We start from the raw sequence: 15171 nt of genomic DNA, 5'->3' as shown, positions 1-15171 counted from the left end.
TCACTTCACGCCCCAGATAGCTTTGTAGCGATCGCGATAATGGTTGTCCGGATCGAATTCGTTGTTCTGGCCGCCGTCGGCGCCGATGTTCTCTTTGGTCACCAGATGTGCCGGGGTGACATAACCAGACGGCTCTTTGCCCGCGAAGGCGCGGTTAAATTCATCCAGCAGCTGCCAGCCGTGCAGTTTCAACGGCTCTGGTACGGTTGCGATCTGCGCTTTGCCTTCACGCACGCGCTGGTAGGCGGTGACGGAACCATCGCCAGCGGAGATGTTGTACGGCGGTTTATCTCCGGTGCCTTTGCCCGCGGTTTGCAGGGCTGGGGCCATAAAGTCGAAGTACAGGTCGTTAATCGCCAGCGAGTATTCGAACCTGTCGCCATATTTTTGGATCAGGCTGTAGGTCATGCCCGGCATGCGGTTGGAGGTGTCGGCAAGCGGGGTATCGATAAACTCCACCACCTGGCAGCCGCTGCACTGCTCAATCACCTTCTTCATCGCGTTGGCTTTATCCAGCGCGATTTGGTACAGCGAGTCGGTGAAAATAAGCACTTTGGCGGTGCCGTTGGATTTCGCCACCGCATACAGCGCCGCCATGCGCGAGACTTCGTTCGAGTCGGAGGTCACGTTGTAGAAAATGTTGTAAGCCGGAACCGGGCCAGGCGCGGGAACCGCGTGCCATGCGGTCAGCACGATGCCCTCTTTCACCGCTTTTTTCAGCGGAATTTTGGCGACGTTCGGGTTCCAGCCGCCAATGACGATACCGTCCGGTTTGCGGGCGATCGCCTGGTTTAGTGCCGCCAGTTGATCTTTCACCGAACCTGCGCCATCCAGCACATCCAGCTGCCAGCCTGCGGTTTTCGCCGCTTCTTCCAGACCCTCTTTAACGCCCAGCACGCCGCCGTTTTTCATGTCCGAGGCGATGAAAATGATCTTCTTATTAGGCTGCAGCACCGGGCCCTGGGTTGGGCCGTCCCATGCGGTGACTGGCGCGGTCGCTTTGGCAATCGCCGTTTTCGCCTGCTGAACAAAGGTATCGTCGGCGAGGCTGAAACCACTTGCCATCATCAACCCGGCAGCCAGACAGTATTGAACTATTTTGTTATTCATTTTCAGTTCCTTACGCGAGAGTCATTGGGTAACGGAGGAGCCTGATGCTGGCGATTGTGCCCGCTGCACCAGTTTCTTATTTAATGCCCGACGGCGTTGGGCGTAGCCTGCCAGGGTAATCGACAGCAGCAGTGTCGCGCCGTTAAACAGCGGTTCGACCCAAAACGCGCCGCCGAACTGCTGGATGCCCGCAATACCAATCGCCAGCACCGCAATACCTACCACCGTGCCCCAGACGTTCACCCGGCCGGGACGAATGGTGGTGCTGCCGAGGAACGCGCCCACCAGAGCCGGGAGCAGATAATCCATACCGACGCTGGCCTGGCCCACGCCCTGCTCGGCGGCGATGATCACCCCGGTAAAGCCGGTTAAGGTGCTGGAAGTAATAAATGCCCCGATGATGTACCGATTAACGGAAATGCCGTTGAGCGCTGCGGCGACCGGGTTACCGCCCACCGCATACATGCAGCGACCAATCGGGGTATGTTCGGTGATAATCCACAGCACCACGGCGGCAAAAAGGACGTAGAAGGCCACCACCGGAATGCCGAACAGGTCGGAGTGATGCAGGGCGATAAAGGCGTCCGGTAGGTCACCGACGATCTGCCGACCGCCAGAGTGCCAGAGCGCGACGGCGTACAGCACCGTACCGGAACCCAGGGTCGCAACAAAGCTGTCGATATCCGCCAGCGCCACCAGAATACCGTTCAGCAACCCGTAGAGCGCGGAGAGCAGCAGCACGATCGCCACCGCGGCGGGCCAGGAGAAACCATATTCAACCTGCAAAGTGATGGCGAGGATGTGCCAGAGCACGATCCCGAAGCCGACGTTCAGGTCGATTTTGCCGACAATCATCGGAATGGTTGCTGCCAGCGCCAGCAGGGCGATTTTCGATTTGCTGTCGAGAATCGCCTGCAACGTCAACAGGGAGGCAAACGAAGGCGTTGTCAGTGAAAAAACGATAACCAGCACCACGCAGATCGCGGGTAAACCGTAACGGGTGGTCAATTGTCCAAGCCAGGTGGCCGCACCGTGTTCATGAAGTGATACGCGTGATTCCAGGGCCGTCGATTTCATTGATGTTTTAGCCATAACGCACTCCGACTTAATGTATGGTGCCGCTGCCCGATGCCAGCTCAAGCAATCTGGCAAAGGTGACATCCTGGTTGAGAAGTTCGCCGACGATCTGCCCGCGGTTAAACACCAGCGCCCGGTTACAGATGTGCGCCACCTCTTCCAGGTCGTTGGAGATGACCAGAATGGCAACGCCGTTTTGCAGCGCCTGATTGAGTAAATCGTAAATTTCTGCGCGTGCGCCCACGTCAACGCCAGCAGAAGGATCTTCCAGGATGAGCAGAGGGGCATTGAGCGAAAGCCAGCGTGCCATTACCACTTTTTGCTGGTTGCCGCCCGACAGTGCACTGATTTCAATATTTATCTGCGAAGGGCGCACGTCGAACTGGCGGATTTTCTCCCGGCTCAGCGGCGCTTCGCTTTTTTCGTTATAGCGGGAAAGCAGCGCATGGCCGTGTTTACAGGGGTTCATAAACAGGTTTTCACGCACCATCATGCCCGGGATCAGACTTTCATGAAGACGGTCGCCCGCGACAAAAGAGACGCCTGCGGACATCGCCTCCCCTGGTGTTGTCGCCGTAAACGGCACGCCGTTTAAAGTGATTTGTCCACTTTCCTGCGTCCGGCAGGCAAACAGTAAACGTCCAATCTCTTCCTGGCCGGCGCCACGCAGACCGGCGAGTGCCACCATCTCACCGGCACGCAGCTCGAAGGAGACCGGCCCGGTATCGCCCACTTTGACATGGTCCATTTTCAACAGCACCGGGGCGCTGGCATCAGGTAAGGCCTGACGCTGGTCATCGCGCAGGCTTTCGCCCACAATCAGTTCGACCAGACCACGCAGGCTGTAGCGGCCGATATCGCCGCCCCCGGCGTAGCAGCCGTCGCGCATGGCGCAAACGGTATCAGCCATCTCCATCACCTCATCCAGGCGGTGGGTGATGTAAATCATGCCTACCTGCTTCTCGCGCAGGATGTTCATGACGCGGAACAGGTGGCGTACATCGTCGGCAGGCAGCGAGGCTGTCGGTTCATCGAGCACCAGCACCGAGGCGTCAACTGCCACCGCGCGGGCAATCGCCAGCAGGGATTTTTCGGTGCGGGAAAGGTCAAACACGCGGTCATCCGGATCGAGCTGAATGCCGATATCTTCCAGCGCTTTTTGCGCCTGGCGTTTGGTGGCCGCCCAGTCAATCAGGCCGAAGCGACGGGGAAACCCCATCACCAGAGCCATGTTTTCGGCGATGGTCATCCACTCTACCAGGCCTAAATCCTGATGAATAAAGGCGATAGGCTGTTCGTTGCCCTGACGTAACGCGGCGGCAGAATCCACCGGCTGACCGCGAAACAGGATCTCGCCACCATCACGGGAATAGACGCCAGCCAGCACCTTAATCAACGTCGATTTGCCGGCACCGTTTTCTCCCAGCAGCGCCACAACCTGGCCCGGATAAATATCCAGACTGACGTTATTGACCGCCACATTTCCACCAAAGCGCTTGATGATGTGGCGCATGGATAACAACGGAGACAACACTGCTGCTTCTGCCATTTAAGGTGACCTCCCGCTGAGGGAATAAGAACGTTTTGCAATCTATAAATTTCACTATGCGAAATCTGATTTCAAATATATCGATCATGATTTCACAAAGCAATCGGGGAGGATGTTTTTGAAATTCAATAAAATCAGTTAATTACAAAATTTCTGTTCAGATCGTGAAGTGAAACACACTTTGCGCTACCATCAGGTCGCCACAGAATGGAGAGCGGAAGCGATGAACACAAAAGAGAGTGAAAACACGCCGGAGAAAGAGCGGCCGGCTGGAAGCCAAAGCTTGTTTCGCGGTTTGATGTTGATAGAAATCTTAAGCAATTACCCCAACGGTTGCCCGCTGGCGCATCTTTCAGAACTGGCCGGGCTGAACAAAAGCACCGTGCACCGATTACTACAAGGGCTGCAATCCTGTGGCTACGTCACTCCCGCGCCCGCCGCCGGGAGTTACCGTTTAACCACGAAATTTATCGCCGTCGGTCAAAAAGCCCTGACGTCGCTGAATATTATCCACGTGGCGGCGCCGCATCTGGAAGCGCTAAACCTCTCTACCGGGGAAACCATCAACTTCTCCAGCCGTGAGGACGATCACGCCATTCTGATTTATAAGCTGGAACCGACGACCGGGATGCTGCGTACCCGCGCTTATATCGGCCAACATATGCCGCTGTACTGTTCGGCAATGGGTAAGATTTACATGGCGTTTGGTCAGCAGGAATATGTGAAAGAGTACTGGGAGACGCATCAGGAGCAGATTCAGCCTCTGACGCGCAACACCATTACGGGGCTACCTGCGATGTACGATGAGCTGGCGCAAATTCGTGAAAGCGTGATGGCGATGGACCGCGAAGAGAATGAGCTTGGCGTTTCCTGCATTGCTGTTCCGGTGTTTGATATTCAACACCGTGTGCCGTATGCCATCTCCATCTCACTCTCGACGTCACGTCTAAAACAGATTGGTGAGAAAAATCTGCTCAAGCCGCTGCGCGACACGGCACAGGCCATCTCTAACGAACTGGGATTTACCTTACGCGTGTAGGCAAAAAGCCAGATGCGGTTAGGCAGATGACAGATCTGGCAACAATCCCCGCCAGGATCAAAGCGAAGGCGGTTCGTTTTCTGGCACTCTGACGCTAATCAACGTCAGGCGGGGTGGAAAATGAACCGTTTTATCATTGCGGATTCGGCTAAATGCATTGGCTGTCGTACCTGCGAAGTCGCCTGCGTGGTGTCACACCAGGCAAATCAGGATTGCGCCGCACTTTCTCCAAAAGCCTTCAGCGCCCGCATTTGGGTGGTGAAGAGCGGGTCTTTTACAACCGCCGTGACCTGCCATCATTGCGAAGATGCGCCCTGCGCCAACGTCTGCCCGGTGGGGGCGATTAGCCGGGTCAGCGGCGCGGTGTACGTTGAACAATCCCTTTGTATTGGCTGCAAAAGCTGTATGCTGGCCTGTCCGTACGGCGCGATGTCCGTGCTGATGACCGACGATGGCGTACAGGCGTTGAAATGCGATTTGTGCGGCCATCGCGAAGACGGCCCGGCCTGCGTGGCGGCCTGTCCGACCCAGGCGCTGTACTGCATGACGTCGGCGGAGCTGGAGAGATTAAGCGGCGAGCGCCGTCGGCGGACGGCGCTGGCGATTTAGGCGGGCGACAAAACGTGCGATTACGCGCCCTGTTCACCCCAGGCCCGCTCAATCTCTTCGGCGAGGATTTGCACCCCCGCTTCGATTTTTTGCGGATCCGGCACGTAGTTCATGCGCATGCACTGGTGCGTGTGCGGCCAGGGTTTATCCAGCCCCGGGAAGAAGTAGTCGCCCGGCACCATCAATACGCCGCGTTTTTTCAGCCGCTGGTACAGCAGTTCGGTGGAGATCGGCAGATCTTTAAACCACAGCCAGAGGAAAATCGCCCCTTCAGGTTTATGAATCAGGCAGCGATCTTCCGGCAGATAGCGGCGAATAATGGCGATAGTTTCCTGTACGCGCTGGTAGTAGAACGGCTTGATGACCGTTTCTGACAGGCGCAGCAGGTCATGGCGTTTGATCATTTCGCACATCATCGCCGGCCCCATTCCGCCGGGCGCAAGGCTGATAATCCCGTTCATGTTGCTGATGGCGGTAATGATTTTCTCATTGGCCACGATGATCCCGCAGCGACTGCCCGGCAGGCCCAGTTTGGACAGGCTCATACACAGTACAATATTCGGGTTCCAGAGCGGCCTGGCGTCGCTGAAAATAATTCCCGGGAAAGGCACGCCATACGCGTTATCAATCACCAGCGGAACGCCGTGTTGGTGGGCCAGCGCATCCAGCTTGATCAGCTCTTCGTCGGTAATCACGTTACCGGTCGGGTTGGTCGGGCGAGAGACGCAAATCATCCCCGTCTCTTCCGTGACCTGCAGGTGTTCAAAATCGACGTGGTATTTAAACTGGCCTTCTGGCAGCAACTCAATATTCGGGCGGGTGGCGACAAACAGATCCTCTTCGAGACCCGAGTCGGCGTAGCCGATATATTCCGGCGTCAGCGGGAACAGGACTTTGCGGGTGGTGCCATCCGCACGGCGTCCGGCAAAGAGGTTAAACAAGTAGAAAAATGCACTCTGACTGCCATTTGTTAGTGCAATATTCTGTGGTTCAATCTCCCAGCCCAGTTCTTCGCGCAGCATCTGCGCCAGCACGGTCAGAAGCTCGCTTTTTCCCTGCGGACCGTCGTAATTACAAAGCGCATCAAGGGCTTTGCCGTTGGCGAGCATGTCAGCCAGCAGGGTCTGGAAGTATTCGTTCATTTCCGGGATCTGCGCGGGATTACCGCCGCCCAGCATAATAGCGCCCGGAGTGCGCAGGCCGTCATTGAGGTCTTCCATCAAGCGGGTGATGCCTGAATGACGGGTGAATTTGTCGCCGAAAAGTGAAAATGTCATTGCGGATAATCTATCGGTCTTCCTGGAAAGTGGATAACCATAACGCCAGCCTCGATGCGGTGCAAATCGGCAGGAATGTCGAGGATTTCATTTTTATGCTGGATTATAGATAGATATTAGTTTTTTATTCTGTAAAGGCTCCCCGGGGAGACCGGGGAGCCATCAGAAAAGGGGTTATCGTTGGCCTGCCCATACCACCATGACTTTGTCATCGGCGTTTTCACGGACGAAACCGTAACCTTGCGGCATAGAGAGCGTGGTTTGTTTGCCCATCCCGATTGCCGGGTGGCGGGCGCGGAACTGGCCGAGCTTCTGCCAGTGGGTGACGCTGAGCGCGGCTTTACCCTCGACGTCCTGCCAGTTCATATCCGAACGTGTCCCCTGCAGCGGATCTGAGCCGGTAGGCCCGAACGGCCGCGCGGACTCATCGCCATAGAAGAGCTGTACCGCGCCTGGCGCGAGCAGCAGCAGTTCTGCCGCAGTGCTGCCGCCTTCACGGAACAGACGCGTGTCGTGGGATGAGAGATAGCTCAGAACGTTAAACGTCTGCAGTTTATCCGCCATCTGCTGCCAGGTCAGGTCAATACTGGAGAGACAGCCTGATGCTTTCGCCGCCTGATCCTGGTAGTCGAAGTTAATCATCGCATCAAAACCGTGGCGGTAGTAATCGCTCTGCATCACCCCATGGCCCCAGGCTTCACCGGTCATCCAGAACGGCGCGTTATCCAGCGCTTTATCCGGATTGGCCTTTTTCCATTCCGCCAGCGCCGCAGTGGCCTGGGTTTTCAACTGTTGCCAGGCGGCTTGCTCGACGTGTTTGGCGGTATCGACGCGGAAACCGTCAATGCCGTAATCACGTACCCACTGACTCAACCAGTGGGTCAGATAATCGCGCGGCGTATAGCCTGGAATCACTTTTGCCGCCGTATCAGGCTTTTGTTGATAGAAATTCGGCAGCCCGGAAGGGGTGGTCGATTCGGTTTTCAGATCCGGCAGGAAGGCCAGGGACATGGTCAGATCGTCAAAGCCTGGGTTGTCGTAGTCGCCGATATCGGTACGAATCCACTTTTTCCCCCACCATTTTTCCCAGCCGGCTTTATCGCTGAAGTTGATGTAGTCGTTGAAGCTGTGCCAGGTCTGGCCCGGGCCGGGTTTCCAGTTGGTCCAGTGTTCCCCGAGCGTTTTTTTCAACTCGTCGCCCTGCAGATACAGCGAGCCGAATTTGAACTCCTGCATATCGGCGAGGGTGGCATAGCCAGTGTGGTTCATCACCACATCGAACAGGATGCGGATACCGCGCTTGTGCGCCTCATCGACAAGGCGACGCAAATCCTCCTCGGTACCCATATTGGCATCCAGCTTTGTCCAGTCCTGGGCGTAGTAGCCGTGATAGGCGTAATGCGGGAAATCGCCCTTGGTTCCGCCGCCGACCCAGCCGTGAATTTGTTCCAGCGGCGAGCTTATCCACAGCGCGTTAACGCCTAACTCTTTCAGGTAGTCGAGTTTGCTGGTCAGCCCTTGCAGGTCGCCGCCGTGGAAGGTGCCGATTTCCTGCATACCGTCTTTGTGCCGCCCATAACTGTTGTCGTTGGCCGGGTTGCCGTTGACGAAACGGTCGGTCAGCACGAAATAGACCGTGGCGTTATGCCAGTTGAAGGGGGCGTCGGCGGTGGTGTCTGCCCGCTCAAGGAGCAGTAAACCGTTGCTGTTGGGGGCCGGCTGCAGCGTAATTTTCCCGGCGCTGACCGTGGCGACATTGCCGCTGTAGAAATCACGGACTTTGCTACCCTCGGCAAAGGTCTTGCTGACATCCAGCGTTAGCGGCTTACCATCCCATTTTGGACACTGACGCAGCTGCGGCGCGGAAGCTGTCGCCGCCTCTTTTTCCTCCAGAGAAAGCATCAGCGTCGGCGTACCGGAGCGGGTATCCACTTCAAGCGTGTAGCGACCTTCGCGGAAGACCCGCCATTGTGCCGGGGTGCCGCGGCAGGGTTCCATGGACAGCATCTGGTTGAGTTTGATGGCTCCGACGGGCTGCCAGCACTGTTGGTCAAAATTAATTTGTAGCGGACGTGTACCCTTCGCCACCTCGTTTTGACTGATAAACCTGCCGGTGCCCTCTTCGGTAAAGGCCGGGAAATCGGCGGTGGTCCAGGCGGCGAAGGCCATTCCTGGCAACAAGAGCGACGCGAGCGCAGCGAGTTTCATTCTGGAGTCCTGTGAGCGGTTTTTTGTTCAGTTTGCCCGGCAATCCGGATAATGAACTCATCCCACCTGCGCTTTTGCAGGGATGACAAAAAGGGGTGAGTGACAGAGGTCAAAAAACAGGCAAAAAATGAGACGGCGCTAGCATTTTCGCCCCCTGATGACGGCGCGGAAACCGATTTCAGATGACAGCTTTTAGGAATTGGACTATTTCTGTTAGTGCTCTCACTGGGTATTTTTGATACTATTCGCGACTCAATTAACGTTTTTTTGCGTAAAACAAGGTGTTGGAATGATTAAATCCGACCAGGAGACCTAATGATATCGATTCCCATGCGACGATATGGGGCTGCGATACTCATGTTACTTACCTGCATATTTTCAGGTAGTGTGTTGGCAACAACCCACACAGCAACAACGAGTCATAAAGCCTCACAAGTAAAGAAAAGTAGTCAAGTTAAGGTAAGCAGTAAACAAGAGTATTCTCGCAATAGTGTAAAGAGTAGTTCACTTCCTGATTTGCGAAAATACCCTTCCGGAACCCCAAGGAAAAAAGCGTTTCTCCGGACAGTAATGCCTTATATTACTAAACAAAATCAGGTGATTACCGCCGATCGTAACTGGCTTGTTGCCAAGCAATACGATTCGCGCTGGTCACCGACAGAGCGCTCGCGCCTGAAGGATATTACTGCACGCTATAAAGTGAAATGGTCTGGCAACACCCGCCATATTCCATGGAACACGCTGATGGAGCGCGTCGACATCATTCCGAACAGCATGGTGGCGACCATGGCGGCGGCGGAAAGCGGCTGGGGTACGTCCAAACTGGCGCGCATGAACAACAATCTGTTTGGTATGAAATGCGGCGGCGGAAACTGCCGCGGTGCGATGAAAGGCTACTCCCAGTTTGATTCCGTGGAGGAGTCTGTACAGGCTTACGTGACGAACCTGAACACCCATCCGGCATACAAGTCCTTCCGTAAATCCCGCGCGCAGCTGCGTAAAACGGATCAGGAAGTGACGGCCAGCACCATGATTCATAAGCTGAAGGGCTATTCGACGAAAGGGTCGAGCTACAACAACTATCTCTTCGCGATGTATCAGGACAACCAGCGGCTGATTGCTGCCCATATGTAATAGCGAATGCCCGGCGCGTAAGCCCCGGGCATTTTTCTTTTCGATCTCACTGGCTCTACATCATCACTTCACTGTGCCGATCCCGGTACTCCTTCGGCGTCACGTCGTACTCTTTCTTAAATACCGAATAGAAATATTGCAGCGATGGATAGCCGCACATTTGCGAAATTTCATTAATCGACAGCGTGGTGGAGACCAGCAGGCTGCGGGCCTTTTCGAGTTTCTCGCGGTGAATGATGGAGTGAATGGTGTCGCCGACCTCCTCCTTGAAGCGCTTCTCGAGGTTAGAGCGGGAGATGCCGACGGCATCCAGCACCTGTTCGACCTTGATGCCCTTGCAGGCGTTATTGCGGATATAGTGCATCGCCTGAATCACCGACGGGTCGGTGAGCGAGCGATAGTCCGTGGAGCGCCGTTCAACGACGCGCATCGGCGGCACCAGCCGGCGCTGCAGCGGCAGAGGCTCTTTATCCAGCAGTCGATGCAGCAGCTTGGCCGCCTGGTAACCCATCTGCCGGGTCCCCTGCGCGACGGAGGAGAGCGCGACGCGTGACAGGTAGCGGGTCAGCTCTTCATTATCAATACCGATGACGCACAGCTTTTCCGGCACCGGGATATGCAGCAGCTCGCAGGCCTGAAGCACGTGACGGGCGCGGGCATCGGTCACGGCGATAATTCCGGTTTGCGGAGGGAGCGTTTGCAGCCAGTCCGCGAGGCGGTTCTGCGCGTGTTGCCAGTTTTCCGGTGCGGTCTCGAGTCCCTGATAAACCACGCCGCGATATTTCTCCTTCGCGACCAGCTGGCAAAACGCGTGTTCGCGCTCGACAGCCCAACGTTTTCCGCTGGAGGTGGGTAGCCCGTAAAAGGCGAAGCGCTGGACGCCTTTTTCTTTCAGATGCAGGAAGGCGCTTTCGACCAGCGCGGCGTTATCCGTCGCAATATAGTGCACCGGGGGATAGCATTCGGGGCGATGGTAGGAGCCGCCGACGCCGACAATCGGGACCTCGACGTCGGCCAGCAGTCTTTCGATTTCCGGGTCGTCATAATCAGCAATCACGCCGTCGCCCAGCCACTCCCTGATATTCTCAATACGCGCCCGAAAATCCTCTTCAATGAAGATATCCCATTCCTGTTGCGATGCCTGTAAATATTCTCCTACCCCCTCGACCACCTGCCGGTCGTAGGCTTTGTTGGCATTGAATAGCAGCGTAATACGGTGGCGCTTTGCAAACATAGTCTCTTTTCCTGGTCTCTCTTTCTGGCCATACAATACCGGCCAATGCCCGAATAATGACAAGCGTCTTATGCGTAAATCTGGTGGTAGCGCATAGAATTCGGGCATTCTTCCCTTTAGCTGGCTTATGTTCTGCGCTTCGTCGCCGAATCCATCCATACTGCCAGCAGTAAAATGGCGCCTTTGACGATGTACTGCCAGAAGGTGGCGACGTCCATCATGCTCATACCATTATCCAGCGCCGACATGATAAATGCCCCCATGACGGCTCCGGCGACGCTACCTACCCCACCGGCGAGGCTGGTGCCGCCGATGACGCAGGCGGCGATAGCATCCAGCTCGGCAATGTTACCGGCTGAAGGCGAACCGGCGCCCAGACGCGAGCTGAGGATCAGACCGGCGATGGCCACCATCAGACCATTGATGGCGAAAACGGCCAGCTTGGTGCGTTCAACGCTAATCCCGGACAGGCGTGCCGCTTCCAGATTACCGCCAATGGCATAAATTCGCCGGCCAAAGGCTGTTCGGGTGGCCATAAACATTCCCGCCAGCAGCAGAGCTGCCAGGATGAGAACCGGCGTGGGGACGCCGCGATAATCGTTTAATAGCCAGATGGCGCCGAGCACGATAACCGCAGTAATGCTCTGGCGTGCCACCGTCGAGGTTGGCGCGGGTGTGGTTAATCCCAGGGATTGACGACGCAGGCGACCGCGCCATTGCCAGACAATAAAGGCCGCCATGCCGATGACGCCGATGCCGAAACCGAGTCCGTCAGGCAGATAGCTTTGTCCAATTTGCGACATGGCCGGGCTGGTGGGAGAGACGGTGGTGCCGTTGGTAATACCGATCAGAATGCCGCGGAACGCCAGCATCCCGGCGAGGGTGACGATAAACGACGGGACTTTGCGGTAGGCGACCCACCAGCCGTTCCAGGCGCCGAGTACCAGCCCCATCACCAGCGTGACCGCAATGGTCAACGGCAGCGGCCAGCCGAGCCAGACGTCAAAAATCGCCGCCGCGCCGCCGAGCAGCCCCATCATCGAGCCCACGGAAAGATCGATCTCGGCGGAAATAATGACGAAAACCATCCCGACCGCCAGGATGCCGGTAATCGCCGTCTGCCGCAGCAGGTTAGAAATGTTTCGCGCGCTTAAATAGGCTCCTTCGGTAGCCCAGGTGAAGAACAGCATAATCACCACAATCGCGGCGATCATCACGAAAACCTGTAGGTTCAGCCCTTTGAATCCAGACACACCGGCAGGGGCGGGCGGGATGATTTTTATCTCAGACGACGTGTTTTTCGACATGGTGTTCGCTCCTCAACGCGGCTTCCATCACCTGTTCCTGGGTCAGATGATGATTGACTAAATTGGCTTTCAGCTTGCCTTCATGCATCACCAGCACCCGATCGCTTAACCCGAGAACTTCCGGCAGTTCTGATGAGATGACGATGACGGCGATCCCCTGCTGCACCAGCTGATTAATCAATTTGTAGATTTCGTATTTCGCGCCGATATCGATGCCGCGAGTGGGTTCATCGAGAATCAGGATGCGCGGATTCAGCAACAGACAGCGGGCCAGAATCGCTTTCTGCTGATTGCCGCCGCTCAGGCGGCCAATGGCCAGCTCAGGCGATGACGTTTTGATTTTCAGCCGCTGGATGGATTGCTGGATGCAGTGCTGCTCCCCGGCGTCATCCAGGCTGCTTAGCCGGCCGGTAAACTGACTTAACGCCGCCAGAGTGATGTTCTTACCCACCGCCATTACCGGCACGATCCCGTCTTTTTTGCGGTCCTCAGGGACCATGGCAATACCGTGGGCGATAGCCTGCTGGCAGTGGTGGATAGCCACCGGTTGACCGTCAATGAACACTTTCCCTTCCCAGCGCCCCGGCCAGACACCAAACAGGCACTGGACGGCCTCGGTACGCCCGGCGCCGACCAGCCCGGCAATGCCGAGGATTTCACCGCGATGCAATGAAAAAGAGATATCGTTGACCCGCTTAATGTGCCGGTTGACCGGATGCCAGGCGGTTAAATGCTCGACGCGTAGAATTTCATCGCCGCAGTCGTGCGGCTCGTTCGGGTAAAGGGCGGTGAGTTCGCGGCCAACCATCATGGTTATCACATCATCTTCATTCATGCCGCTGGCGTCGCGGGTGCCGATATGCTGGCCGTCGCGAATGACGCAAATGGTGTCAGAGATGGCTTTCACCTCATTCAATTTGTGGGAAATATAAATACAGGCGATACCGTGGGCCTGCAGATCGCGAATGATATCCAGCAGAATGGCCGTTTCTTGCTCGGTTAATGAGGCGGTGGGTTCATCAAGTATTAATAAACGCACCTGCTTATTGAGCGCTTTGGCAATTTCAACCAGCTGTTGCTGCCCAAGGCCGAGATCGCCGACGCGGGTATCGGGTGAAATGGTCAAATTCACCTGCGCCAGCAGCTTCTGGCAGCGCAGAGTCATGGTTTCATAATCAAGGAGACCATAGCGGGAGATTTCCGCACCAAGAAAAATATTCTCCAGAACGCTCAGGTGTTTAACCAGCGCGAGCTCCTGGTGAATAATAGCGATACCCTTGCGTTCGGTGTCGCGAATATGATTGGGCTTAAGCGTTTCACCGGCGAAAATAATCTCACCGTCATAGCTACCGTGCGGATAAATTCCGCACAGGACTTTCATGAGCGTGGATTTACCAGAACCATTTTCGCCGCAAAGTGAGACCACTTCCCCGGCGTTAAGTCGCAGGCTGATATTATCTACCGCCTTCACGGTTCCGAAGGTTTTGGTGATATTTTTCATTTCTAGTAACCAGGACATACATGCTCCGCATAAGCGATATCCGGCTGGACGAGAATGACGCCCCGGCGAGGGGCGTCAGGAGTTATAATTCGCTCTTTTTGTGGAAACCGTCTTTGATGACCGTCTGTTCAATATTGTCTTTATTCACTTCGATCGGGGTGAGCAGGCGGGACGGGACATCTTTAAGTCCGTTATTCAACGTGGTATCAGCATGCGGCGCTTTATCATTGCCGAGCTCGACGGCAATTTCAGCGGCGGTAGTGGCAAGGGTGGTAATCGGTTTATAGACGGTCATGGTCTGCGTGCCGGAAATAATGCGCTTGACGCCAGCAAGGTCGGCATCCTGGCCGGAAATGGCGACTTTCCCCGCCAGACCCTGCGCGCTTAATGCCTGAATCGCGCCGCCGGCGGTGGCATCGTTAGAAGCGACAACCGCGTCGATTTTGTTATTGTTAGCGGTGAGGGCGTTCTCCATAATTTTTAATGCATTTTCCGGCAGCCAGCCGTCAACCCACTGGTCGCCAACGATCTTAATTTTACCTTCGTCGATATAAGGCTTGAGGACTTTCATTTGTCCGGCACGGAACAGCTTGGCGTTATTATCCACCGGAGAACCCCCCATCAGAAAGTAATTTCCCTGAGGAGTTTTAGCCACCAGACTTTGGGCCTGCATTTCGCCCACTTTTTCATTATCAAAGGAAATATAGAAATCAATATCTGCGTTGTTGATCATGCGATCATAGGCCAGAACTTTAATGCCTTCCTGTTTGGCTTCTTTAATCACATTGCTTAAGACCTGACCGTTGTAGGGAATAATAACCAGAACATCAACGCCGCGGTTTATCATATTTTCAATTTGCGACATTTGTGTTTCTTCATTACCATTGGCGGACTGAACAAATACTTTGGCACCTAATGATTCGGCTTTGTTGACAAATATATCACGGTCTTTCTGCCAGCGCTCAAGGCGGAGATCGTCAATGGCCATACCAATCTTAACTTCTTTCGCCATCCCCGCCATACTGGTCAGCAGGAGCGAAGCACAGAGCGTGAGGCAAAGGTTCTTTATCTTCATAATAATCAGCCTTTTTTGTAAAGTGCAGGATAAGACGAACGGGGTAAAGAA

The 15171-nt window shown here is 55.4% G+C and carries 12 protein-coding genes; 3 read left to right on the top strand and 9 right to left on the bottom strand.

What is annotated here, in order from left to right:
- The 3 genes from MC50_RS07450 to MC50_RS07440 all read right to left on the bottom strand — a co-directional run bounded on the left by MC50_RS07450 (window position 1) and on the right by MC50_RS07440 (window position 3736).
- Complete coding sequence (locus MC50_RS07450) at window positions 1–1068, bottom strand: ABC transporter substrate-binding protein (protein ID WP_223261800.1); 1068 nt, start codon at window positions 1066–1068, stop codon at window positions 1–3.
- A 63-nt stretch (window positions 1069–1131) separates the two neighbouring features.
- On the bottom strand, window positions 1132–2202 hold the full coding sequence (locus MC50_RS07445; RefSeq protein WP_047663577.1) for an ABC transporter permease: 1071 nt from the start codon (window positions 2200–2202) through the stop codon (window positions 1132–1134).
- Window positions 2203–2215: 13 nt separating this feature from the next.
- Window positions 2216–3736 carry a sugar ABC transporter ATP-binding protein gene (locus MC50_RS07440; protein WP_047663576.1) on the bottom strand — a complete coding sequence of 507 codons (1521 nt, stop codon included), beginning with the start codon at window positions 3734–3736 and terminating at the stop codon, window positions 2216–2218.
- Between the two features lie 223 nt (window positions 3737–3959).
- Between MC50_RS07440 and yiaJ the strand changes: the two genes are divergently transcribed.
- A complete protein-coding gene (gene yiaJ, locus MC50_RS07435; RefSeq protein ID WP_047663575.1) occupies window positions 3960–4775 on the top strand; it encodes an IclR family transcriptional regulator YiaJ in 816 nt (271 codons plus the stop codon).
- 120 nt (window positions 4776–4895) lie between these two features.
- Window positions 4896–5384 (top strand): 4Fe-4S dicluster domain-containing protein, encoded by a 489-nt coding sequence (locus MC50_RS07430; protein WP_047663574.1) that lies wholly within the window; start codon window positions 4896–4898, stop codon window positions 5382–5384.
- A gap of 20 nt (window positions 5385–5404) precedes the next feature.
- Here MC50_RS07430 and avtA read toward each other — a convergent pair whose 3' ends face one another.
- A complete protein-coding gene (avtA, locus tag MC50_RS07425) occupies window positions 5405–6661 on the bottom strand; it encodes a valine--pyruvate transaminase (RefSeq protein ID WP_047663573.1) in 1257 nt (418 codons plus the stop codon).
- A gap of 174 nt (window positions 6662–6835) precedes the next feature.
- On the bottom strand, window positions 6836–8869 hold the full coding sequence (locus MC50_RS07420) for an alpha-amylase (RefSeq protein WP_032690301.1): 2034 nt from the start codon (window positions 8867–8869) through the stop codon (window positions 6836–6838).
- Between the two features lie 315 nt (window positions 8870–9184).
- Between MC50_RS07420 and MC50_RS07410 the strand changes: the two genes are divergently transcribed.
- A complete protein-coding gene (locus MC50_RS07410) occupies window positions 9185–10003 on the top strand; it encodes a protein bax (protein ID WP_072000061.1) in 819 nt (272 codons plus the stop codon).
- A 55-nt stretch (window positions 10004–10058) separates the two neighbouring features.
- Here MC50_RS07410 and xylR read toward each other — a convergent pair whose 3' ends face one another.
- From xylR to xylF, 4 genes are all read right to left on the bottom strand, one after another.
- Window positions 10059–11237: a D-xylose utilization transcriptional activator XylR gene (gene xylR / locus MC50_RS07405; protein WP_004868824.1), complete on the bottom strand. Its 1179-nt coding sequence runs from the start codon at window positions 11235–11237 to the stop codon at window positions 10059–10061.
- Between the two features lie 125 nt (window positions 11238–11362).
- Window positions 11363–12544, bottom strand: a complete 1182-nt coding sequence (gene xylH / locus MC50_RS07400; RefSeq protein WP_032690303.1) for a xylose ABC transporter permease XylH — start codon at window positions 12542–12544, stop codon at window positions 11363–11365.
- A complete protein-coding gene (locus tag MC50_RS07395; protein ID WP_032690304.1) occupies window positions 12522–14063 on the bottom strand; it encodes a xylose ABC transporter ATP-binding protein in 1542 nt (513 codons plus the stop codon). Before MC50_RS07395 ends, xylH begins: the two co-directional genes overlap by 23 nt.
- Before the next feature lie 64 nt (window positions 14064–14127).
- Window positions 14128–15120, bottom strand: a complete 993-nt coding sequence (xylF, locus tag MC50_RS07390) for a D-xylose ABC transporter substrate-binding protein (protein WP_032696987.1) — start codon at window positions 15118–15120, stop codon at window positions 14128–14130.
- Window positions 15121–15171 lie beyond the last annotated feature (51 nt).

Source organism: Klebsiella planticola (genome assembly GCF_000783935.2).
In the GTDB taxonomy this organism is placed as follows: domain Bacteria; phylum Pseudomonadota; class Gammaproteobacteria; order Enterobacterales; family Enterobacteriaceae; genus Klebsiella; species Klebsiella planticola.
This window is presented reverse-complemented; position numbering and strand designations above follow the sequence as displayed.